Origin of the sequence: Sulfurimonas sp. (assembly GCF_028694895.1) — a bacterium.
Lineage (GTDB): Bacteria > Campylobacterota > Campylobacteria > Campylobacterales > Sulfurimonadaceae > Sulfurimonas.
In genome coordinates this window covers 1-23,896 of sequence record NZ_JAQVKA010000020.1, presented here as the reverse complement: position 1 = coordinate 23,896, position 23,896 = coordinate 1, and the positions used below count along the sequence as shown (strand labels likewise).

The following is a 23,896-nucleotide window of genomic DNA, read 5'->3' as shown; positions in this document are numbered from 1 at the left end:
GTTTGACTTTGTAGATAATGAGATAAGTGTAAAAGTATCTTAACGTGAAGTTGAAGAAGTTACAAGAAGTGTATCTTGCTATGAAAAACAGCAAACCTTAACCACGCTTTAAGTAACTTTTATATATGATTTCGGACTTAATTTCAAAGAAGGATATGTCATGAAAAGAACATACCAGCCTCACGGTAAACCGAGAAAATCAACTCACGGTTTTAGAGCAAGAATGGCAACAAAGAATGGTCGTAATGTAATCAATCGTCGCCGTGCAAAAGGTCGTAAAAAATTGTCAGTTTAGGAAATTTCTATACACTGAAGCTTCATAAGGAGTTTCAATATGTTTATAGAAAAGGAAAAGATTCGCACTCAAGTAGTGTTGTACTATTTTTTCTTCCCGCAAACAACGTTAAAAAAGTGGGATTTACAGCTACTAAAAAAATTGGTAACGCTGTAAAGAGAAACAGAGCAAAAAGAAGACTTCGGGCTCTGTTTGTTACTTACTCTTCGCTTCTTAAAGATGGCACATATATTTTTGTAGCCAAACAAACAATCTCAGAAACATCACATCAAAAACTACAAAATGACTTTGAAAAAATTTTAAGTCGTTTAGATACTTTTAAGAAAAAAACAGATGATAAAAACATTACTGCTTAAACTTTTATGGCTTTATCAGAAGTTTTTTACACTTATTGGATATGGTAGTTGCAGATATTACCCATCTTGTAGCGAATATGCAAGAATTCACTTTGAAAATAACTCCATTTCAAGTGCTTTTTACCACACTTTTACTAGAATACTGCGTTGTAATCAATTGTTTGAGGGCGGTATAGAGTATCCACTTCTTGATAAACTCTCATTAAAACCCAAAGAAATAGGGGTTGATTGTATAAAATATTGGTTGGTTCCAAATAAAAAAAACCGTTTTTATATCATAAAAAATTTTTCATACAAAGGGCAAATGTGTTCGACAAAATGACACCAAATCAGAGACTTATACTAGCAGTAGTATTATCGTTCGTATTTTTCATAGCATATACAGCAATCTATCCAGCGGAACAGCCAACAGATGTGGCACAAACACAAAAAAGCATAGAGCAAAAAGTAGAGCTAAAAGAGGCTCAAAAAGTTGAAGATATTGTTGGACATAAAATATCTGAGCAAGAAGCAACAGTTGTAAACGATTTAAGTACACTTATAACAGTAAAAAGTAATAACTTCTTGCTTAAGATAGATACTCTTGGACGTATCTCTTCAAAAGAGTTACTACAAGATATGTATAACACAAATGATGATGCACATGCGCAACTTATTCCACAAAGTGGTACAAAACCGCTTTTTATTAGATTTTTAGATCCACTTATAAATGAAGAGGCTACAAAAACTCCTTACAGTGCAAATGTATCAGAGATTAACCTTCAAGATGGTGCTCAAAAAGTTATATTAACTCAAAAATTATCTAACTTGAGCGTGACAAAAGAGATAATATTTTATGCTGATGGACATTATGATGTTGATGTTTCTCTAAGTGAAGATAAAAGATATTTCATCTACTTAGGACAAAGACCAAAGGTTAATGAAAAAGAGCAGATGATGGCTGCAACTGGTGCGTTGGTTTATAATGATGCAGAACTTTTAACAATCATTGAAGATGGCGATGCAAAAGAGAGAAAAAGCTTTAACCGTATTGAGTTGGCTGCTGCATTTGATCAATACTCTGCTTCTATTATGTATGGCTTTGGCAAAGATACAAATATCATAATCGATAGAGATAAAGAGAATAATCCAATAGTATATTTTGAAGCAACTCAAAATATGAAATTTAGTGGTTATATCGGTCAAAAAACATACAAAACACTACATGCAATAAATCCTATTTTAACAAACGCTATTGAATACGGCTGGTTTACATTTGCTTCAAAGCCTCTGTTTCAGCTACTTATGTGGCTACATGGCTTGATTGGAAACTGGGGTTGGTCGATTGTTGCTCTTACACTTCTTATCAGATTGGTTCTTTATCCTTTGACATACAAAGGTATGGTCTCAATGCAGAAGATGAAAGATATATCTCCTCAAATCAAAGCTCTTCAAGCAAAACATAAGGGTGATCCTCAACGAATGAATGCTGCTGTTATGGAGATGTATAAAAAACATGGAGCAAATCCACTTGGCGGATGTCTTCCTATGTTACTTCAAATACCAGTGTTCTTTGCAATTTATCGTGTACTTTTAAATGCAGTTGAACTTCAAGGTGCTCCTTGGATACTGTGGGTAAATGACCTCTCTAGAATGGACTCAACTTTTGTTCTTCCACTTCTTATGGGTGCTTCTATGTACTATCAGCAAAAGTTAACACCTAGTAATTTTACTGATCCTCTTCAAGAGAAGATATTTAAATTTTTACCTATAATATTTACATTCTTCTTTATAACGTTCCCATCAGGTCTAGTTCTTTACTGGTTTGTAAACAATATGTTCTCAATTGGACAGCAGTTCATTGTAAATCAACAGTTTAAAAATGCAAAAGATGCAGAAATAGCTGCACACAAGCATGTGGAGAAAAAAGATGATTAAGATAGAGTCGACAACTTTAGAGCAAGCATGTAAGGATGCAGCTTTAGCGTTAGAGTGCTCTGCTAGTGAGTTGGCAATTGAGATTGTTCAAGTTCCAAGTAAAGGCATTATGGGATTGTTTAAAAAAAGTGCAATTATTGTTGCCGCTAAAAAAACAAAAGATAAAACTACTAATGAGCCTCAACAGATTCAAAAAGCTCCAGCAGAGATAAAACCAACTCCAGTAGCTCAAAAAGAGAGATATGTAGAAGAGAAAGTTGAAGCAAAGCCAGAACCTAAAAAAGAGTTCAAACAAGAGCAAAAAAAAGAGTTTAAACAAGAGTTCAAACCAGAGCAAAAAAAAGAGTACAAACCAAAAAAAGTGACTCCTAAACAAGAACATCATATTGTAAATGATACCATCATGCCCCAGTCTTTTGTAAGTATGCAAGAAGATGATGATTATGATATGGAAGATATCAATTATACAGCAGATTATGATGATGAAGATGAAGTCTCTAGTGAAAAAGAAGTAATAAAAGTAAGTGCATATCAGGTTGCAAAAACTGTTGAGAGGGAGATAAATGAACTCTTTAAATCAATTTGCTTTAATATTGAGAAAATAGATGTAACTCCTTATGACGAAAGCACATTGCTTATAGAGTTTAAAGGCGAAGATGCAGCTCTTCTTATAGGTAAAGAAGGCTACAGATATAAAGCGCTCTCATATATGATTTTCAACTGGATAAATACAAAATATCAACTTCAACTCAGGCTAGAAATAGCAGAGTTTTTAAAAAATCAAGAAGAATCAGTTGCAAGATACCTTGTGTCTGTTTGTGAAAACATAGATAGAGATGGACGTGCTCAGACAAAAATTCTTGATGGTGTTTTAATCCAGATTGCACTAAAAGAGCTTAGAGAAAAGTATCCAAATAAGTATGTAGCAGTTCGCTCTACAAGAGATGGGTTAAAGTTTATCATCATAAACGATTACCACAACTAATGAATTTTCTTGCCAAAGGCAAAGCTTTAGTGAGAGGAATTTCTTTGGGAACTAGTTTTCAAAGAAAGGAAATTAATTAATGCATGAAGATACAATAAGTGCCATTGCAACAGCTAATGGCATAGGCTCTATTGCAATAATCCGCATAAGCGGAGATAGAGCTTTAGAGATTGCTTCAAAGATTACCCGCAAAGAAAACTTCACCCCAAGATATGCATCACTATCGAATATATATGACTTTAATGGCGAACTAATAGATGAAGCAATAGTTATCTACTTCAAAGCGCCTTTTTCTTTTACCGCTGAGGATATTATAGAGATTCAGTGTCATGGTGGTTTTATAGTTGCTCAAAGCATTTTAAAGGCAACACTAGCTTTTGGTGCAAGGCTAGCAACTCCTGGAGAGTTTTCCAAACGTGCTTTTTTTAATGGCCGAATTGATTTAAGTAAAGCCGAGGCAATCGCACAACTTATAGAAGCAAAAAGTGAAGATGCAGCAAAAATTCTAGCACTGCAGATGAAGGGCTCGCTCCAAGAATATATAGAAAAAATTAGAGATGACCTTATTCATATACTTGCTTATTCTGAAGTAAGTATTGATTATGCAGAAGAGGATTTGCCAGAGGATTTGGTTATGCAAATTAGAGCAAAACTAGATGAGTTAAAGAGCTCACTTTTAAAAACGCTTCAAGCAAGCAAGGCTAGAGAAGGACTAATGCAGGGCTTTAAAGTGTCAATAATTGGAAAACCAAATGTTGGCAAAAGCTCACTCTTAAATACCCTTCTTAATTATAACCGCGCAATTGTCAGCGATATAGCAGGAACTACAAGAGATACGATAGAAGAGCAGGTTAAAATTGGTACTCACCTTATCCGCATTGTTGATACGGCAGGCATACGAGAAGCTAGTGATGAGATAGAGAGAATTGGAATAGAGCGCTCACTTGAAGCGATAAATGAGAGTGATATAGTCGTAGCACTCTTTGATGCTTCTAGAGTTGCAGATGATGAAGATGAGCAGATTTTATCCCTTATAGAATCTAAAGCAGAGGGTAAAAATGTTATCTATGTTAAGAACAAGATAGATTTAGAGCAAAAATTCTCTAGAACTGAGTTAAAGTTTGATATGGAGATAAACTCTAAAGAGAGTGTTGAGGAGCTGATTTTGGCGCTTGAGAATATTATGAATCAAGCCAACTCTTCTGATGAGATGATGCTTATTTCACAAAGACAAATAGGTGCAGTTCAAAATGCTCTTAAATATATAGACGAGGCGTTTGAGCCACTTCTTGATCAAGAGCTTGAGATATTTTCTTTTAATCTAAATGAAGCGATAAAAGAGATGGCATCAATCACAAGACCATTTGAGAATGATGAGATGCTAGATAAGATGTTTGGCTCTTTTTGTCTAGGAAAATAGAATTGCTAAATTCTATTTTTTCAAGCCTTATTAAAGGCTACTTTAGTGCCATAGCGGCTAGCGCAAACTATATGAGCTTTGCTCGTATAGTTTATATAAAAAAGTGAAAAAGTGAAAAAGTGAAATATATCGCAATTGACTTAGGACTAAAACGCATAGGCCTTGCATACTCTGCACATAAAGATTTAGTAACTCCCCTTAAAGCCGTAGAGAGAAAAAACAGAGACCAAGCTGCAAGAGATGTTAAAAAAGTCTTAAAAGAGTGGGAAGTTGATGCTGTTGTAGTTGGTATCCCTCTTGGTGGAAGTAGTGAAGATGAAATGAGACGCAGAGTTGCTCATTTTATGAATCTAGTTGCATTTGAGGGTGAGGTTTTTTACCAAGATGAGAGTAACTCATCAATTGAAGCAGAGTCTATGATGAGAGGCGAGATAAAATATATAAGAGATGGGCGAATAGACTCAATCTCTGCTATGATAATTTTACAGAGATACTTAAGACAAAAACTTTAACAAATCCTCTAGCGAGAGTGGTTTGCTATAAAGATAGCCCTGCATCATATCGCAATTTTTCTCACCCAAAATAAGTCTCTGTTCTTCATTTTCAACGCCCTCAGCTACTGTTGTTAGTTTTAAAGATTTGGAGAGTGCTATAATCGCACCTGTAATGCTTTTTGAGTCTTCATCACTCTCTAACTCCTTTATAAACTCTCTATCTATCTTTAAAGTATCAATTGGAAGCTTTTTTAAGTATGACATAGATGAATAACCAGTGCCAAAGTCATCTATAGATATCTTTACTCCTAACATTTTTATCTTCTTTAAGATATCTACAACTTTATCTATGTTTTGCATGATAGAGGTTTCAGTTATCTCAAACTCTACTAAAGAGGGCTCAATACCGCTCTCTTGCAAAAGTAAGTTTACTTCATCATAAAAAGATGGCTCATCCAACTGTTTTCCTGAAACGTTTATAGAGATGCTAATAGGAGTTGTAAGCTTTGAGTTAATGATTTTTAAGTCACTCAGAGCCTGTTTGATAACCCAACTTCCTATCTTGTTTATGTAGTTTGACTCTTCTGCTATTGGTATAAACTTATCAGGGGCTATGAATCCTAAGTCTTTGTCTATCCATCTAATTAAAGCTTCAACACCTGTAGTTTTGTTTAGCATAAATGAGTATTTTGGTTGGTAGTTTAAGAAAAAACTATTGTTTGTTATGGCTTGTCTTAATTTTGTGTCTAATTCTAAACGGTACAAAGCATCTTTATTCATAGCGTCATTGAAGTATTTAAAAGTACTCTTACCTCTTTTTTTTGCTTCATACATTGCAGCATCAGCATTTTTAAGTAGATCATTATAGTTAGCACCATTTTGAGGATAGAGGCTTATCCCAATACTCCAGCTAACATTTACATCTCTACCTTGAATTTTTATAGGGTCTTTTACACTATTTAAGATGGTATTAGCTAACTGAGATATACTAAGTAGGTTTTCATATGGAGCTAAGATGACAAATTCATCTCCTCCAGGCCTTGAGAGTATGCTATCCTCAGAGATAATAGCTTTTAATTTTGCTGCCATTTCAATGAGTAAAAGGTCTCCAGCTTGATGGCCCAGTGAGTCATTTACCCATTTAAAATTATCTAAATCTAAAAATAAAATGCCAAAAGTTTCTTTGTTGTAGTTGGCAGATTTGATATAAGCTTCTACCTCTTGTTTAAATAGTTGTGTATTTGGTAGCCCTGTTAAAAAATCGTAAAACGCAAGTTTATGGATCTCTTTTTCTCTATTTTTTGCCTCAGTTATATCATGAGATATCCCAATGTAGTTTATAATCTCTCTGTTTTTATCTCTTACACAGATTATAGTCTGCTCTATTGCGTAGAGTGAGCCATCTTTTTTTCTATCCCATATCTCACTGCGCCAAAAATCATGTTGGTTTATACTATCCCACATCTCTTGGTAAAACTTCTTATCTCCCCATCCAGAGCCTGATAGTTTTGGGTCCTTTCCTATTACTTCTTCTTTAGAGTAGCCTGTAAGCTTTTCAAAAGATCTATTTACAGAGACTATTTTGTTGCTCTTATCAGTTATAACAATACCATCAGAAGAGTATTTAAAAACATTTGATGCAATCTCAAGCTCTTTTTCGTACTTTATTCTCTCTGTTATATCATGTACGGTCCCAATTGATTTTGTAACATTGCCATCATCATCGAGCTTGTGAACACATCTCTCTTCAACATACTTAAGTTTTTGATCTTTTGTGATGATGCGATGTATAATGCTGTAAGGCTTCTTATCTTTGAGAGACTTTGTGTAGGCTTCATCTACAAGAGGGCGGTCTTGTGTATGTATAAAGTTTAAAAAATTCTCATAAGACGGTTTAATTTCATTTGGTAGTAAACCAAATATTCGATAAGTTTCATCTGACCAAAACAGCTGATTTGTAACTAAATCTAGTTTCCAGTGACCCAGTTTCGCTATCTCTTGTGCTTCGTTTAAATTTTTTATGAGATTTTTTCTATTCAAAGTAAAACACCTTAATTATAGATTTACAATAATTCTACAAGAAATCTTAATATAATATAACTAATAATTATATTAACTAAACATTAAACCTTATTTATATTTAAGAGTATTTTTTTAAGCAGAGTTGAGAAAGTATCCATCTCTTCTTGGGTGAATGCTTCAAAGTATTTATGGCACTCTTTAGAGATATCATTTAATGATTTTATGATGAGTTCTTCTCCTTTTTGCGTTAGGCAGACAAGCATACATCTTTTATCAGTTACGTCCTCTTTTCTGCTAATAAGAGCCCTGTCTTGAAGTCTTTTTAAAACCTTTGTCATACCACCTGATGAGAGTATTGTCATATCGTAAAGCTGGGTAGGTGAGAGAATTTTGCTATGAGTGTAGAGTGAGGCTAAGACATCCACCTCTGAGTTTAGCAGATCATAACGCTCTTTTAAAAAACTCTCAGAGTGCGAGAAGATAGTTTTTTGAATCAATGCTATGGGAAAAGTCATCAAAAAGACTTCTGGAAGCTCTTTCATCTCGACTTTTTCATAAAAGTTAGTAATAAGGTCACTATTTATTCTGTTTTTCTTCATGATGAAAGTATATCAAAAATTATATCTTTCTAGCAAGACATAATTAAGAGTTTTTTTGGTAATATTTCGTAAAATAATTAACAAGGAGAGCAGTTGAGATTTTTTTTGCCGATACTTTGTTTACCCATTTTCCTATACTCATATACGTTAGATGAGTTGTTGGAACTATCACATAAAAATAGAGTTGTTGAGTCAGCAACACATACTCTTGTCTCTAAAGAGCTCTTATATGAGAGTGCTAAGAGTTCATATCTACCTAGTATAGATATAGGTGCAAACTATCAAAATGCTTATAAAGAGACAGCAGCTCTTGCGCAAAACTCACTGAAATATCAAGCATCTTTAAAATATACAATCTATGATGGTGGTAAAAGAGGTAGCTTATATAACCAGCTTGAATCGTCTATAGACTCAAGTAAAAGCACAGTTGAAGCAACTAAAAACGCTATTTCACTTGATGTTGCAAGACTTTATTTTGAGTACTTTGCATATGAAGCCGATAAAGAAGCTACAACACAAGAGCTAGAGCAGCTAAGAGCAGAGCTTAGTAGAGTTGAGTTTTTTTATGAAGCAGGTTCTGTTACAAGAGATGAAGTAGTAAAGATTGACTCAAGGTTGAAAAATGCTTTGGTTTCTCTTCAAGAGATAGAGCTAGAGAGCCAGAGGATTACACATACTCTTGAGTACTATATATCTAAAAGCGTTGATAGTCTTGAGGGTAATGTAACTATTAAGATGCCTCAAGAGCAAGATGAGGTTATAAGAGCTGATATTAAGGCTCTTGAGTATGAAGCGACTTCAATACTGCATGAAGCAAATGTCAAAAAAAGCGCAAATATGCCTCTTGTATATATAGATGATACATTGAGTCATAGTGATTATTATTTTGACAACAAAGCCTTAGATAGTGGATTCTTGGTAGAGAATCAAAATATAGCTATGCTAAATTTGTCATGGAACATTTTTGATTTTGGCTCAAGAACTAAAGCATATGAATCTAAATTTCAAGAGTATTTGAGTAAAAAATCTACAATAGAGTACGAGAAAAATAGAGCAGATGTTGAGTATCGTCTTGCAAAAAAATCATTCTTGATTGCACAAGAGAAGGTAAAATCAACAAAAGCGCTTGCTGATGCTGCATCTTTAGCGTATGAACTTATAAAGTTTAAGTATCAAAACAAAACTATTGATAATGTTGCTTACCTCTTAGCACTTAGTGAAAAGTATGATGCACAAAGAGACGCACAAAGAGCTATATATGAGCAAGAGATTAAAAAAGCAGAACTGATTTATTTTAGTGGAAAAGATATTAAGGAGTTTTTATAGATGAAAAATTTAACAATTTTAGCAGTGGTTTTATCTCTGTTTTTAGTAGGTTGTAGTGATGATAAAAAGAGTGCACCAGCTGTATCAGCGGCAGCTCAAATGCCACCTTTACCAGTAAAAGCGTATAGCGTAAAGTTTGAGAAGGCTCCTTTAGTAAAGAGTTATCCGGCCTTGCTTAAACCTTTTAATGAAGTTGATATAGTTGCACGGGTTAGTGGATTACTTATAAGTGAGAATTTTAAAGAGGGCGCTTATGTTAAAGCTGGCGATGTTCTTTATGAGATTCAAAAAGATGAATATGCAGCATCTTTAAATGAGGCAAAAGCAGCTCTATTAAAAGCAGAAGCAAATTTTAACAAAGCGCTTAAGGATTGGGAACGTAACGAGTATCTCTTTAAAAACAGTGCAATTTCTGCACAACAGCGTGATGAACTTTTTTATATTTTTGAAGATGCAAAAGCAGAAGTTACAAAGGCAAAAGCAGTAGTTCAAAATGCCCAGATTAAGTTTAACTACACAACTATTAAAGCACCAATAAGCGGTACTATCGGGATGAGTATTAGCGATGTTGGCGCTTATATAGAAGTTGGTGAAGTAAGCTCAAAACTAGTTACAATCACTGCTCAAGAGCCAATATATGCTGAGTTTTCTCTGCCAAGTAGTGATGTCTTGAAGTATATCTCTCAAATTAAAAATGGTACAAAAGTAAGTTTGAGTGCTGGTGGGAAAAACTATGAGGGAGAGGTGGATTTTATCTCACCTAAGATAGAAGCTCTAACAGATACTCTACAATTAAGAGCAAAATTTGAAAACAAAAACAAAGAGTTAGTGGTTGGCTCTTATGCTGAGATAAAAATAGATGGTCTTTATTATGATCATGTTGCAAGAATCCCTCAAAGTGCTCTGTTTAAAACACAAGATGCAACAATCGTTTTTGTTATAAAAGATGGCGTTGCCACTATGAGACCAATTAAAAGTGTACATGTACAAGATGGCATTGTTTATGTTGCAGATGGTGTACAAGAGGGAGAAGAGATTGTAGTTAGCAATATTGCAAAAATAAGACCAAACACAAAAGTTAGCATCATGGAAGGCAACTAAAATGTTTTCTACTTTTTTTATAAATAGGCCTGTTTTTGCATCCGTTATTTCGATAGTTATCGTCTTAGCTGGCGTTATTGCTATGCGCTCTTTGCCTATTGGGGAGTATCCAAGAGTTATTCCACCACAAATCGTTGTAACTGCCTCTTATCAAGGCGCAAGTGCGCAGACTGTATCTAAAACTGTTGCAGCACCACTTGAAGAGCAGATAAATGGTGCTAAAGATATGCTATATATGAGTTCTATCTCAGCTGATAACGGCTCACTAAGTATAAGTATATTTTTTAAAGTTGGAACAAACCCTGATGATGCAAAAATAGATGTAAACAACCGCGTTCAAGCAGCACTATCAAGACTACCTGAGCAGGTTCAAAGACAGGGTGTTAGAGTTAATGAGAAGTCACCAGACATGCTTCAAGTTATTATTTTGCACTCTCCAAAACAGACTAGGGGTGTTAGCTTTTTATCAAACTATGCTCTTATGAATATCGTTGATGATTTAAAAAGAGTTAAGGGAATCGGCGATGTAACGATATTTGGTGCAAAAGATTACTCGATGAGAGTTTGGATAGACCCATCTAAACTCAAAAAATACTCTTTAACAGTAAATGACCTAGTTACCTCAATAAGAGAGCAAAATGAGCAATATGCTGCTGGAAAGCTCGCAGCAGAGCCAATCTCAAACAAAGAGATGTTTACTTACACTATAGAGACACCACAAAGATTTGATGATCCATCACAATTCTCAGAAATTATCATAAAAGCAAACGAAGATGGAAGCTCACTAAAGCTTAAAGATGTAGCAACCATTGAGCTTGGTTCTCAAAGCTATGATATGAAAAACAAGCTAAACAATGCTCCCGCTGTACCTATTTTAATATTTTTGCAAAGTGGTGCAAATGCGATGGAGACAGCTAAAGAAGTCCGTAAAGTAATAGCTGAAATAAGTGAGAGTTTTGTTGAAGATGTTGAGTATGTTATCCCTTATGATATTACCGACTTTGTTGAACTCTCTATTAATGAAGTTATTAAAACTTTTATAGAAGCTATTATCTTAGTTGTTCTTATTATATTTTTATTTTTACAAAATTTAAGAGCAACGCTTATACCACTCCTTGCTGTTCCCGTCTCTATTATTGGTGCGTTTGGAGGTATGTATTTACTAGGTTTTAGTATCAACCTACTTACTCTCTTTGGTCTTGTTTTAGCCATTGGAATTGTTGTTGATGATGCGATTATCGTTATAGAGAATGTTGAGAGACATATAAAAGAGGGACTAAGTCCAAAAGATGCTTCTATAAAAGCTATGCAAGAGGTCTCGGGCGCGCTAGTTGCTATTGTCTTGGTTCTCTCAGCAGTTTTTCTTCCAGTTGCTTTTTTAGGAGGACTCAGCGGAGAGATGTATAGACAGTTTGCTGTTACTATCGTTATCTCTTTGGCTATTTCAGGGCTTGTTGCTCTTACATTAACGCCTTCACTTTGTGCTTTAATGTTAAAGCCAGAGCATAAAGAGCCAAAACATTTTTTTAAATGGTTCAACAACCTTTTTGATAGTGCAACTAGAGGATATTCAAATACATTAAAACTGACAGTGCGTTACTCTTTTTTGAGTATGTTGCTCTTTGGTGGACTTATCTTTGTGACATACGGCATGTTTACAAGCCTAAAAACAGGGCTTGTTCCAACAGAAGATAAAGGAACAGTTTTTGTCTTTAGCTATAACCCTCCATCAGCATCACTTAGTAGAACAGAGAAGCTTACTTCAGAAATATATGATATAGCTTCAAAAGATAAAGATAGTATAAAAAATACAATACAGTTTGCTGGAATTGACTTTGTTACATTTGCTCAAAGAACCAACGCTGCAGCTACTATTTTTAAACTTCAACCTTGGGATCAAAGAAAAGATCCAACTCAGCATGCAAGTTATATTGCATCTCAGATGGGTAAAAAACTCTCACAAACGAGTGATGGATTCTCTTTTGGAGTTGTTCCCCCACCAATTATGGGTATGGGAATAGCTGGCGGATTTGAGATGTATGTTCAAAACAGAACAGGTGCAGATTTAAAAGAGCTACAAAAATATGTTAATGAGATTATCCAAAAGGGTAATGAAAGAGCAGAGTTAGAGGGAGTTAGAACAACTCTAAATACATCGGTACCAAAATATGAAGTATCAGTAGATACTGTAAAAGCAAAAGCAAAAGGTGTAAATGTTGATGAGATTTATCAGACGTTAAATGCAACTTTTGGAAGTTTTTATGTAAACGATTTTAGCTTGCTTGGTAGAACTTATATGGTAAATATGCAAGCTAATGAATCTTTTAGAAAAACGCCGCAAGATTTAGAGAAGATTTTTGTTAGAAGTAAAAATGATGAGATGATTCCTCTTAGCTCATTTGTAACTCTAAAGCAGAGTGTTGGTGCTGATTTAGTAGAGAGATTTAACCTCTTTAACGCAGCAAAGGTCTCTGGACAAGCAACATTTGGATATAGCTCAGGAGACGCTCTAAAGGCGATAGAAGAGGTTTCAAATGAAGTTCTCCCAGAAGGTTATAGTATCAGCTGGATAGGAACTGCATATCAAGAGAAGCAGATATCAAGTGCAGGAAATCTAGCATTTGTCTTTGGAATTATATTTTTATATTTAATCCTAGCTGCACAATATGAGAGATGGTTGATGCCAATAGCTGTTATTTTAGCTGTTCCATTTGGTATTTTTGGAGCTGTTGTAGCAAATCATTTAAGAGGGCTTGATAATGATATCTACTTCCAAATAGGTATCTTAGTTCTAGCTGGACTTAGTGCTAAAAATGCTATTTTGATTGTTGAGTTTGCGATGCAAAAAAGAGCTCAAGGTATGGAGTTAGTTGAAGCTGTACTAGAGGCGGCAAAGATTCGTCTGCGCCCTATAATCATGACCTCTTTAGCATTTACTCTAGGAGTTATTCCTTTAGCAATCAGTAGCGGGGCAGGAGCAGCTAGTAGACACTCCATAGGAACTGGAGTGGTAGGTGGAATGTTGGCTGCTACTTTTTTAGCAATCGTATTTATCCCTCTTTTTTATATTTTAGTTTCAAAAATTAACAAAGAGAAATAAGATCTTATTCCGCTAAGTTAAAAAACTTAGCGGCTTCTAGCTCATCATCACTTAGGTTATCTAGCGCAAAATCCTCATCTTCAAGAATAAGTTTCTTTATCTTTTTTTGACAAAACTCAAACATCATATCTTTTGCTTCATCCAAGTTTGCTACAAAACCTAAGCCACTAAACTGATATGGCTCAACTTGTTCTATACAGATAAGTGTTCCATCACACTCACTCTCAAGCATATCTACAATAGCTCTGTAAGAGATATTAAACTCTGTAGCATTCCAACCGATATCTTCCATCTCTTTTGTACCAAACTCATCAACACCATCAGCTGTTGTGTCGTCATATGTCGCTCTTAATTTGTTAAAACCTATAATTTCTTGCCAATTTGAAAAAGCTTTTATAAGAACTCTATCATCATCTTCTACTATCTGATAGTTTTTTCCAAGAGTGCTCTCAATAGAATTGTTATCAGCACTCACACCACTGTAAATAAGAATATCTGCTGTGGTAAAAGGCTCATAACATATTTCGCCATCAATCCTTATACCAAAATTCTTTTGAGAGCTCATAGCCTCTAAAAGAGTGTTTTTATCCACAACAATAATTTCTTTAAAAAGATTAAATTTTTTCATAAATATCCCTCCATTTTTACTAGGCATTATAGAAGTTTTTGCTTTATTCTAGTATAATGCCAAAAAATTTTTAAGCGTTTAAGCTTAATATAATAGCAAGGAAAAATAATGGCATTAAGTGTTTACTACGATAAAGATTGTGATATCAACCTAATTAAGAGCAAAAAAGTTGCGATGATTGGATTTGGCTCACAAGGCCACGCTCACGCTGAAAATCTAAGAGATAGCGGTGTAGAGGTAATTGTTGGTCTTCGTAAAGATGGTTCTTCATGGGCAAAAGCTGAGGCTAAGGGCTTTAAAGTAATGACTGTAGGTGAGGCAAGTGCTGCTGCTGATGTTGTTATGATTCTTCTTCCAGATGAAAATCAATCAGAAATTTATAAAAATGAGATTGAGCCAAACCTTAAAAAAGGTGCAACTATCGCTTTTGGACATGGTTTTAATATCCACTACGGAAGAATTCACCCAAGAGCTGATATTAACGTTACTATGATAGCTCCAAAAGCTCCAGGACACACTGTAAGAAGTGAGTTTGTTCGTGGTGGCGGTATCCCTGACTTAATTGCAGTTGGACAAAACCCAAGTGGAAAAACGAGAGAGTTAGCACTTTCATACGCTTCTGCTATCGGTGGCGGTAGAACTGCAATCATCGAGACAACTTTCAAAGATGAGACAGAGACTGACCTTTTTGGAGAGCAAGCTGTTTTATGTGGTGGAGCAGTTTCACTTGTTCAAGCTGGATTTGAAACATTAACTGACGCTGGTTATGCACCTGAACTTGCATACTTCGAGTGTCTTCATGAGCTAAAGCTTATCGTTGACTTGATGTTCCAAGGTGGAATCGCAGATATGAGATACTCAATCTCTAACACAGCTGAGTATGGTGACTATGTTTCAGGTAAACGTGTTATCAACGCAGAATCTAAAGCTGCAATGAAAGAGATTTTAAAAGAGATTCAAGATGGAAGATTTGCAAAAGATTTCATACTTGAGGGTCAAGCAGGTTATCCAAGAATGAATGCTGAGAGAACAAACGCTAAAGCTTCATTGATTGAGCAAACTGGCGTTAAACTTCGTACTATGATGCCATGGATTGCAGCAAACAAGATAGTAGATACTTCTAAAAACTAAAATAACGACGCATTTTATGCGTCGTTATACTCACTAACCCCTCAAAAACAGCTTTTCTTTATAAAAATTAAAATAATACAAAACCTATATTTTATATCTAAGCATTACTAATTTTTAGATAATATTGTGCAATTTAATATTAGGGTTTATTATGTTGTTTGGGTCATTTTTATTTTTCACTCTATTTTTCTTGAGCGCAATTCTTATAGTTGCTATGTTTTTATATCTATACGCGATAGTTACTCCTTATGATGATTATAAACTGATATTCCAAGAGAATAATTCAGCAGCTGCAATAGGTTTTGGTGGAGCTATAGTTGGTCTTTGTATTCCGCTTTATAGCGCATTAGTGAGTTCAGTATCGTATGTAGATTTTATTATATGGGCAACTGTTGCTATGATAATTCAACTTCTTTTTGCTCTGATTATTACTAGAGTTAAAAGTAGATTTTCTTTTGAAAAACTAATCAACGATGGTCTTGTCTCAGCTGGTATATTGATGGCATTTTTATCGATATCAATTGGTCTACTAAATGCAGGATCAATGAGCTACTAGTTTTACAACAACTGTTGAACTCTTATAAAAGTAGAGAGCAATATAGCACTTTTATCTACATGTGAGTGTTTCATCTTAAGCTCACTATCTAGTAGTAACTCATGAAGTTTATAGTACTGCTTAGGCTTGATTTTTATAGCTTGGGCAGCTTTATCCTCAACTACAAAGTTTGGAGCTTTGTATCCTAAGATTTCCATTGCGTTTGGCGCACCATTAACGCGTATATAGATGTTAAACATATATAGCTGTGTAAGATATGAAGTTAGAGCAGTTACGATGCGTATCTCATCTTCTCCATGCTCAAGAAGACTCATCAGGTCGCTCTTAAAATCTCTTTTATTGATAACTTTCTTTATAAACTCATCCATATTTATCTCAGCAAGTCCAAAAATAAGCGCGTCAATATCTTTGATTGTGATTGCTCTATCATAAACTCTAAGCTTTTCTATCTCATTACATGCAAGGGCAATATCTGAGTTTTGTATATTTAATAAGTGATTTATCGCTTGAGTATCTATATTTACATTTTTTTCATGTGCAATCTGGGCGATACTTGATACTGCCTCAGTGTGATTTGGATGAAAAAATCTAACGCACATGGTTTTAGTTTTTGCTGATGGTTTTGCATAAGAGGTGTAATCACTTCCATAGTAGGCATAAACAAAGGTATTATCAGAGCTTTTTTCGCACTGCTCCATTAGAATATCCAGCTCTTTTTTTGGAACTTTTTTCTCACTTTTTATGATAAGAATGTTTTGATCACCAAATAGTGAAGCTTGAGAGAGATGAGCTTTTGCAGAGTTAAAGTTATACTCATCATGATAGAACTTTAAAACAGATGCACCCTCTACATGTGTAAGAAGTTCTGTGTATCTATCCACAAGAAAAGAGCTCTCACCAAAGAGGATAAAGCTATTTGAGAGTGAATTGTTTTTTATATGTTTATCGAGTTCGTTTTTGTACAAACTTAAATCTCTTTTTCTATTATCTCAATGATTGAAGCATAGATTTTTGCTTTAGCGATATCTGCTTTGTCTATTCTTACCTTTACATCATCAAAAAGAGCAGCGTTTAGATTTTGTGTTATGTAAAATCTAGCACCAGAAATTGTGTCATGAAGCTCAGCTTTAAAATATGGATCAGTTGAAGTAACCCTTGCGTTAAATACTCCATCTATATTTTCTGCTGCCCACCGAGCAAACTTTCTAGCCATAAACTCAACTTCTATCGTTGAAGCTTCTCTCTCTTTCTCACTTACGCTCATACATAGAGATTCTATGTTTCTTAAAACATAAGAGCCTTCCATTGTATCGTGGTTGTTGATAGCCTTTAGAAGTCTGTGAACTATGAGGTCAGAGTATCTTCTAATCGGTGAAGTAAAGTGAGTGTACGCATCAAACCCAAGCCCAAAGTGCCCAGCATTTATAGGTGCATATCTAGCTTGCATTTGTGACTGAATGATAAGTGTATCAACTTCAGAGACAAGGTTCATCTCCTCTGCTTGTTTTTGTATCTCGGTGATGGTCTCTTTTATAGATTTTTTGATATTTATAAACATTCCAATTCCAGCTAGCTCTTGATAAAGATTTTGTAGTTTCATCTGATTTGGAGGCTCGTGGATACGGAATATTCCTCTTGTAAATCTCTTTGCAGCTTCTTTGTTAGCTAAGAGCATACAATCTTCAATAAGCCCATGAGATGGAGTCTCTTCTGCATAGGTTGTGCTTAATATATTTGAATTTTCATCAAGAGACATCTCAAGCTCATGTGAGCGAAAACTGTAACCTACTTTTAGTCTTTTAACCCTAAGCGCATCCGTAATAACTCTAAGTTTATTTATATACTCAAATATCTCTTTCTCAGATGAGTTCTTAGCCTCTAAGTTGCCCTCAAAAAGAGCATCAATCTCTTCATAATTAAATCTTCTTTGTGAGTGAATGATAGCTTCATATACTTTTGAACTACTCACTTCTAGAGTATTTAAATCAAGTTTTATCTCAAAAACATAAGATAATCTATCAACATGAGGTTGAAGTGAACAGAGTGTCTCGCTGAGCTCACGAGGAAGCATCGGGATAGAGCGATGAGGTAGATAGATAGAGAAACTTCTATAAATAGCCTCATTGTCAATAGCCCCAAAAGGCTCTACATAGTGGCTTACATCAGCAATTGCAACATAAAGAGTAGTAGTTTCTTCATGATAATAAATAGCATCATCAAAATCTTTTGCAGTAACTGGATCTATCGTGCAAAAAGCTAGTTTTCTTAAATCTACTCTTGATGGGTGTTTTGAGGCATCAACCTCTTTAAATGAAGATGCAATCTCTAGCACTTCTGGTTCAAAGGCATCATGTTTGTTGTAGTGTGCTAAAACAATTTTCTCATCAACTAATGGGTCTTTAATATTTCCCAAGTGTTCCATAATAGTAAAATCTTGATTATTGATTTTAAAAACGTCGCCATCTTCATAGCTATCTAACTCACTTTGAGATATCTCTATGCCAATTGGAAAGTCTGTTTTTAAATCAACTATTGATTTTTTTGCATCTTTTGTGATTATATATGCAACGCTGTATGTTAGAGCGCGTCCAAGAACTTCAACTATTTTTGCGCTTGGAGAGCCTCGTTTTCCAAGCAATCTTTGCGCTATTACAAGGTCACCCTCTTTTGCTTTTGTAGCTTCGATATTATCAATAAAAAGGTCTCGAACATATTCGCCAATAACATTTAGATAAGCAGTTCCGTTTTGGATTAGTCCAAGTGTTCCAGCACGATATTTTGAGTTAAATTTATAAAGAGTGCCATTTTTTGTGATGTACTCTTTTGCTAAAAAATCGTTAATAAGTTGATGCTCATCTATAGCAATATCCTGCTCATCGAGTCCATGTGTTAGCCTAATAAGAAGAGATTTTGTCATAAGAGTATCAGATATTTTCTAAAGCTTTTTCAAAACTTTCCATGTCAAGGTTATACTTGAGTATAAGCTCTTTAGCCATATCTATACTATCTTGTGTGATGGAGCCGTTAATCTCTACAGCACTACGAACTACTTGTAAAATCTGCACTGCTTTTTTTATATCTTTTTTTGCATTATCTGGATTTAGACAGTTTCTTATAGTCTCAACAAGTCCTGTTTCAAATCTCCAATGCTCAAAAATAGTAGCACTAACTTCTGGGGTATCAACACCAACAACTTCTCTCTCTGCTGCTTCAACGCTCTCATTTGATGCTAGAGCTTTTTTAAAATTTTCTTGGCTCTTATCAGCCATAATTTGTTGCGCAATTAGAACTTTTCCTATCTCAACTAAGAATGCTGCAGGTGAGAGAATACCTAAAAGCTTTGTATCTTTTCTTAGGCACCATGAGGTAATAAGTGCATGTTGTTTTTTAGATAAAGTAGAGAACATATCACTATCAATCCCATAAGGAGATAAATCAAGAGCAAAGCTTTTTTTAACGATACTTGCTAGTGCGAACCCTCTAACCGTACCCATTCCAAATAGGCCCACTGCTTGATTTATAGTATTTATCTCACGACTAAATCCATAAAGTGGAGAGTTTGCAGCTTTTAAAATATCTGCAGTTAAGAGAGGATCTTTTTCTAGAATTTTTACCATATCGCTAAAAGTACTATCAGGATCTTGATAAACAGCTTCTATTTGTCTTGCAGACTCTGGAAGAGGAGGGAGCTGCTTTATTTTTTTGAGTATCTCATCATTCATCTAATTCTCTGTTTTAAAATTTACAATTATGATACTTAGATGTTCATAAAAAAGCACTGAATATTTACAATTTATTGATACTATTTTCTTAAAGTTTAAAATAAAAGGAGAACAATATGCAAAAAGAAGCGATGCTTACACAGCTCGGATATGTACCAAATGATGCATTATTAAATCAATTACAAAGAATTCAAGCCAACACAGTAGGATATGAAAAAATTCAAAAACATATTATGGATCTTAATGACCATTTAAAAGTAGATGACTCATATGTTGCAATGTCAAACTCAAACGATTATTTTAAGATAAAAATTGACTCATCATCACCAGAAGCAATAGAAGAAGCACATGAAAAAGTGAAACATTTTAGCCAAAAATATAAAGTAAAAGTAGATAAATTGGAAAATAAAAACACCTATTACATAATGGGATTTGAGAATTAAGAAGAGTTAAGATGCAAGAGCCAATGAGCATAGAAGGGTATGACCTTTTAATAGAAGAGTTTAAATTTTTGCTCGAGATAGAAAAACCTAAAGTTGCAGAAGAAAAACTCACAGCGGCAGCTTTGGGAGATAGAAGTGAAAATGCTGACTATCAAGCCGCAAAAGAGAAACTCCGCCACATAGATAAGAGACTTTTTTATCTAAACTCTATGATACAAAAAGCTCAGATTATAGACCCCTCAATGCTCTCACACACAAAAGTTAGCTTTGGAAGTAGTGTTAGGATTTTAAACTTAGAGAGTGATGAAGAAGAGCTCTACACAATCTGTGGAGTTTTAGAATCAGAACCAGAAAATGCTCTCATAAGTGTTCACTCTCCACTCGCTTGCGCTATGCTTGGAAAATGCGTGAATGATGAGTTTAAAATCCAACTTCCTCTTGTAAAAAAAGAGTATGAAATCTTAGAAATTTACTATAAAAACATCTTCTCTATTAAAAAAAATATTCGTAAAAAGTCCGATTTTTCCTTCCATTAAATCAATTTAGAAACTAACTTTGGGTATAATCCCACTTTAAAAACCAAAAAATTAAATTTTTAGGATTCCACGTGAGCCAACAACTAAAAGATATTGAAAAAGTACTAGCTTCACATAAGCTTTCAAGCGAAGATTACGCACATATAAAACAGATTTTAGGTCGTGAACCAAATCTAGTTGAAATCGGAATTTTTTCTGCAATGTGGAGTGAACACTGTAGTTATAAATCTTCAAAAGTTCACTTAAGTGGCTTCCCTACAAAAGCACCATGGGTTATTCAAGGCCCAGGTGAAAATGCTGGTGTTATAGATATCGGTGGCGGTTATGCTGCTGTATTTAAGATGGAATCACATAATCACCCTAGCTTTATTGAGCCATATCAAGGTGCTGCAACTGGTGTTGGTGGAATTATGCGTGACGTATTTACAATGGGTGCGCGCCCTGTTGCAAGTCTAAATGCCCTTAGATTTGGGGATGTTTTAAAAGATAACAAAACTTCAGCACATCAACGTTATTTGGTTCGTGGAGTTGTAGCTGGAATCGGTGGATATGGTAACTGTATGGGGGTTCCAACTATCGGTGGAGAGACAAGTTTTGATGAGTGTTATAATGGAAATATTTTAGTAAATGCTTTCACTCTTGGACTTGCAAAAAGTGATGAGATTTTCTATGGAAGGGCCGATGGAATAGGCAATCCTGTCATATATGTTGGTGCTAAAACTGGACGTGATGGACTAGGTGGAGCTGTTATGAGTAGTGATAGCTTTACAGAGGAGTCAAAATCTCTTCGTCCAACTGTTCAAGTTGGAGACCCATTTACTGAAAAACTTCTACTAGAGGCTTGTTTAGAACTCTTTAAAACAGACCACGTTGTTGGTATTCAAGATATGGGTGCGGCTGGACTTACTTCAAGTTCATTTGAGATGGCTGGACGTAGCGGTAGCGGTATGATTATGCATCTTGACCGTGTTCCTGCTCGTGAAGAGGGAATGACTCCTTATGACTTTATGCTTAGTGAGTCTCAAGAGAGAATGCTTCTTTGTGCAAAAAAAGGAAGTGAAGCAGAAATCATCAAGATATTTGAGAAGTGGGATCTTGATGTGTCTGTAATAGGTGAAGTAACAAATACTGGAAATATGGAGCTTTTTTGGCATGGAGACAAAGTTGCTGAGGTGCCAGTTAACCCAGTAAGTGAAGAAGCGCCTGTACTTAATCGTCCAATGAGCAGACCTGCTTACTTAGATAAAATCGCTTCTGTTACTATTGATGACTTTGCAAAAGTACCAAATCAAGAGGCATTTGAGAGGCTTACAAAATCTATGGAAGTTGTAGATAAGGGTTGGATTTATACGCAGTATGACTCAATGGTTCAAACTAACACTATCAAAAAGGGTGGAATGCTTGACGCTTCTGTTATTCGTGTAAAAGAGAATGGTAAAGCACTTGCAATGTCGGCTGATTGTAATGTTCGTTTTTGTTATATCGACCCAAAAGGTGGTGCTGCGGCAGCTGTAATTGAGTCTGGGCGAAACGTTGCGATGAGTGGAGCTAGACCTTTGGCAATAACTGACTGTCTAAACTACGGTAATCCTGAAAATCCTGAAGTTATGTGGCAGTTTGCTCAGGGGTGCTTGGGGATTAAAGAGGCTTGTACAGAACTTACAACACCAGTAATTGGTGGAAACGTATCACTTTATAATGAGACAAATGGTGTATCTGTATTTCCAACTCCATCAATCGCAACAGTTGGTGTAAATGATGACCAAAACAAGGTTTTGATGTCAAGCTTTCAAGGTGAGGGAAATACTCTTTATCTAGTAGGAGAGTCAAACTCTGAGTTTGGTGGCTCACTCTACATGAAAGAGATGTGTGGAGTTGTGGCTGGTGTTCTTCCAAAGATAGACTACGAAAAAGAGCTTGCTCTTTGGGACTTAGTAATTGAAGCAAATAAAAAAGGTCTCTTAGAGTGCGCAAAAGACGCAAGTAGTGGTGGTGTTGCTATCGCACTAGCAAAAATGGCGGCTGTGAGCGGACTTGGATGTAGTGCTAGAATGCTTGTAAATGATGAGAGAGATATTTTTGCAGAAAGCATGAGCCGTGCAATTATCGAAGTAAAACAAGAAAACTCTGCATCTTTTGAATCAATGGCTGGCGCACTTCAGTGCCAAAAACTTGGAACTGTTGGTGGAGATATGGTTAAAATCAACAATGTTTCAATAAGTATGGAAGAGTTACAAGATAACTACTTCAACACATTTAAACGAGTAATTGAGAGAGTTTAATCTACTCTCATATACTCGAGTCTAAACTCCCCTAAAATTCTCATCTTTATACTGCTTCTATAACTAGGGGCTATTGAGTCAATTGAGAGAATCTTCTCTAAAATATCTCTATATTTTATAGGGTTTGCAAATGCCATATTTGCTTCTAAGATAGAGACTCTGCTCTCATCACTCCCTTTTACTATGACTTCATCGCCAGAGATTATCTCTCCTTCTTTTAGCACTCTATAATACCATCCGGTAAGTCCAGTTATATAAATCTCATTTGTAAATTTTTTGTTACCCCATCTCTTAGCAATTTTATAACAAGGTTTTCTTGGTTGAGAGACTTGTAAAAGTGTTGTGCCTATCTTATGGATATCTCCCAGATATACGCTACTCTCATGAAGCCCAGTGATAGTAAGGTTTTCTCCAAGTGCGCCAAAGGGAAGTGATTCAACACCTAAAAACTCCGCCCACTCTTTATAGTTCTCATAACTGTTCGCAAAAACTGCTTTTTCTAATCCGCCATGATGAACTTTGTCTGCTACTTCATCTCCAGCAAGACCATTTTTACTAACATAAATCTTAGAATTTTCTATCTCTTTAAAAAAAGCACTCTGCCAATATTTGTCTAAAAATTCACTACTCTCTTTATCGCCATAAGATTTCACTTTGCCAGCTTGAATAGATATAACACTGTTTTTCATGGATACAACCTTGGGTAAAAAAGATTATTGTAACAAAAAAGAAAAAGAAAATTATTTTATATGAGCGTAACCAATAAATGAGTTTAAAACACTTCCATCCTAAAAACTTCGTATGCTACTTCTTCATAAGGATGAGTCTCTTTTAAAACCTTTATAGCCTCTTTTATCAACTCATCTGAGCAAATCATCTCGACTTATACTCTTCTACTTTCTCTAAAATATCAACTTGACCAATATGAGGATTTGCACCGTTTATGGGTTTAAACTGTTCACTCCCAAGTGTCTCAAAACTGC

22 protein-coding genes are annotated in these 23,896 nt (G+C 35.1%); 15 read left to right on the top strand and 7 right to left on the bottom strand.

Annotated elements, in window-relative coordinates; genetic code table 11:
- The first annotated feature begins 160 nt into the window (after positions 1-160).
- The 7 genes from rpmH to ruvX all read left to right on the top strand — a co-directional run bounded on the left by rpmH (position 161) and on the right by ruvX (position 5,485).
- Complete coding sequence (gene rpmH, locus PHI38_RS04380; protein ID WP_299853241.1) at positions 161-295, top strand: 50S ribosomal protein L34; 135 nt, start codon at positions 161-163, stop codon at positions 293-295.
- Positions 283-651: a ribonuclease P protein component gene (gene rnpA, locus PHI38_RS04375; RefSeq protein WP_367182599.1), complete on the top strand. Its 369-nt coding sequence runs from the start codon at positions 283-285 to the stop codon at positions 649-651. Before rpmH ends, rnpA begins: the two co-directional genes overlap by 13 nt.
- A complete protein-coding gene (yidD, locus tag PHI38_RS04370) occupies positions 629-973 on the top strand; it encodes a membrane protein insertion efficiency factor YidD (protein WP_299853239.1) in 345 nt (114 codons plus the stop codon). Before rnpA ends, yidD begins: the two co-directional genes overlap by 23 nt.
- Positions 958-2,568 carry a membrane protein insertase YidC gene (gene yidC, locus PHI38_RS04365; RefSeq protein WP_299853237.1) on the top strand — a complete coding sequence of 537 codons (1,611 nt, stop codon included), beginning with the start codon at positions 958-960 and terminating at the stop codon, positions 2,566-2,568. Before yidD ends, yidC begins: the two co-directional genes overlap by 16 nt.
- A complete protein-coding gene (locus PHI38_RS04360; RefSeq protein ID WP_299853235.1) occupies positions 2,561-3,553 on the top strand; it encodes a Jag N-terminal domain-containing protein in 993 nt (330 codons plus the stop codon). Before yidC ends, PHI38_RS04360 begins: the two co-directional genes overlap by 8 nt.
- Positions 3,554-3,632: 79 nt before the next feature.
- On the top strand, positions 3,633-4,973 hold the full coding sequence (gene mnmE / locus PHI38_RS04355) for a tRNA uridine-5-carboxymethylaminomethyl(34) synthesis GTPase MnmE (protein WP_299853233.1): 1,341 nt from the start codon (positions 3,633-3,635) through the stop codon (positions 4,971-4,973).
- Between the two features lie 119 nt (positions 4,974-5,092).
- Complete coding sequence (ruvX, locus tag PHI38_RS04350; protein ID WP_299853231.1) at positions 5,093-5,485, top strand: Holliday junction resolvase RuvX; 393 nt, start codon at positions 5,093-5,095, stop codon at positions 5,483-5,485.
- On the opposite strand, the gene PHI38_RS04345 is transcribed toward ruvX, so the two are convergent.
- Both PHI38_RS04345 and PHI38_RS04340 read right to left on the bottom strand, forming a co-directional pair.
- The gene (locus PHI38_RS04345; RefSeq protein ID WP_299853229.1) at positions 5,468-7,507 is read right to left on the bottom strand and encodes a bifunctional diguanylate cyclase/phosphodiesterase; all 2,040 of its coding nucleotides are present in this window, start codon (positions 7,505-7,507) and stop codon (positions 5,468-5,470) included. The two genes, ruvX and PHI38_RS04345, sit on opposite strands and share 18 nt — an antisense overlap.
- An 83-nt stretch (positions 7,508-7,590) precedes the next feature.
- Positions 7,591-8,088 carry a MarR family transcriptional regulator gene (locus PHI38_RS04340; RefSeq protein ID WP_299853227.1) on the bottom strand — a complete coding sequence of 166 codons (498 nt, stop codon included), beginning with the start codon at positions 8,086-8,088 and terminating at the stop codon, positions 7,591-7,593.
- Positions 8,089-8,181: 93 nt separating this feature from the next.
- Here PHI38_RS04340 and PHI38_RS04335 point away from each other — a divergent pair, with 93 nt between their 5' ends.
- The 3 genes from PHI38_RS04335 to PHI38_RS04325 are packed head-to-tail and all read left to right on the top strand — an operon-like array spanning position 8,182 to position 13,615.
- Positions 8,182-9,414 (top strand): TolC family protein, encoded by a 1,233-nt coding sequence (locus tag PHI38_RS04335; protein WP_299853225.1) that lies wholly within the window; start codon positions 8,182-8,184, stop codon positions 9,412-9,414.
- Positions 9,415-10,515, top strand: a complete 1,101-nt coding sequence (locus PHI38_RS04330; RefSeq protein ID WP_299853223.1) for an efflux RND transporter periplasmic adaptor subunit — start codon at positions 9,415-9,417, stop codon at positions 10,513-10,515. It abuts the gene before it with no gap.
- 1 nt (position 10,516) lies between these two features.
- Positions 10,517-13,615 (top strand): efflux RND transporter permease subunit, encoded by a 3,099-nt coding sequence (locus PHI38_RS04325; RefSeq protein ID WP_299853221.1) that lies wholly within the window; start codon positions 10,517-10,519, stop codon positions 13,613-13,615.
- A 4-nt stretch (positions 13,616-13,619) separates the two neighbouring features.
- Here the strand turns inward: PHI38_RS04325 and PHI38_RS04320 are convergent, their stop codons facing one another.
- Entirely contained in the window at positions 13,620-14,243 is a 624-nt protein-coding gene (locus tag PHI38_RS04320) for a hypothetical protein (RefSeq protein WP_299853219.1), read from the bottom strand.
- Positions 14,244-14,351: 108 nt separating this feature from the next.
- Between PHI38_RS04320 and ilvC the strand changes: the two genes are divergently transcribed.
- Both ilvC and PHI38_RS04310 read left to right on the top strand, forming a co-directional pair.
- Positions 14,352-15,374: a ketol-acid reductoisomerase gene (gene ilvC / locus PHI38_RS04315; RefSeq protein ID WP_299853217.1), complete on the top strand. Its 1,023-nt coding sequence runs from the start codon at positions 14,352-14,354 to the stop codon at positions 15,372-15,374.
- Between the two features lie 151 nt (positions 15,375-15,525).
- Entirely contained in the window at positions 15,526-15,930 is a 405-nt protein-coding gene (locus tag PHI38_RS04310) for a DUF350 domain-containing protein (protein WP_299853215.1), read from the top strand.
- 2 nt (positions 15,931-15,932) lie between these two features.
- Here PHI38_RS04310 and holA read toward each other — a convergent pair whose 3' ends face one another.
- From holA to PHI38_RS04295, 3 genes are read right to left on the bottom strand one after another with little or no spacing between them, the layout of a single operon-like run.
- Complete coding sequence (gene holA / locus PHI38_RS04305; protein ID WP_299853213.1) at positions 15,933-16,895, bottom strand: DNA polymerase III subunit delta; 963 nt, start codon at positions 16,893-16,895, stop codon at positions 15,933-15,935.
- Between the two features lie 2 nt (positions 16,896-16,897).
- On the bottom strand, positions 16,898-18,847 hold the full coding sequence (locus PHI38_RS04300) for a ribonuclease R family protein (protein ID WP_299853211.1): 1,950 nt from the start codon (positions 18,845-18,847) through the stop codon (positions 16,898-16,900).
- A gap of 7 nt (positions 18,848-18,854) precedes the next feature.
- Positions 18,855-19,652 (bottom strand): HDOD domain-containing protein, encoded by a 798-nt coding sequence (locus PHI38_RS04295; protein ID WP_299853209.1) that lies wholly within the window; start codon positions 19,650-19,652, stop codon positions 18,855-18,857.
- 116 nt (positions 19,653-19,768) lie between these two features.
- Between PHI38_RS04295 and PHI38_RS04290 the strand changes: the two genes are divergently transcribed.
- From PHI38_RS04290 to purL, 3 genes are all read left to right on the top strand, one after another.
- Positions 19,769-20,095, top strand: a complete 327-nt coding sequence (locus PHI38_RS04290) for a hypothetical protein (protein WP_299853207.1) — start codon at positions 19,769-19,771, stop codon at positions 20,093-20,095.
- Between the two features lie 11 nt (positions 20,096-20,106).
- Complete coding sequence (gene greA / locus PHI38_RS04285) at positions 20,107-20,631, top strand: transcription elongation factor GreA (RefSeq protein WP_299853205.1); 525 nt, start codon at positions 20,107-20,109, stop codon at positions 20,629-20,631.
- A 71-nt stretch (positions 20,632-20,702) separates the two neighbouring features.
- Positions 20,703-22,913 carry a phosphoribosylformylglycinamidine synthase subunit PurL gene (gene purL / locus PHI38_RS04280; protein ID WP_299853203.1) on the top strand — a complete coding sequence of 737 codons (2,211 nt, stop codon included), beginning with the start codon at positions 20,703-20,705 and terminating at the stop codon, positions 22,911-22,913.
- On the opposite strand, the gene PHI38_RS04275 is transcribed toward purL, so the two are convergent.
- Positions 22,910-23,602 carry an MOSC domain-containing protein gene (locus tag PHI38_RS04275; RefSeq protein ID WP_299853201.1) on the bottom strand — a complete coding sequence of 231 codons (693 nt, stop codon included), beginning with the start codon at positions 23,600-23,602 and terminating at the stop codon, positions 22,910-22,912. The genes purL and PHI38_RS04275 overlap by 4 nt on opposite strands.
- Between the last annotated feature and the right edge of the window lie 294 nt (positions 23,603-23,896).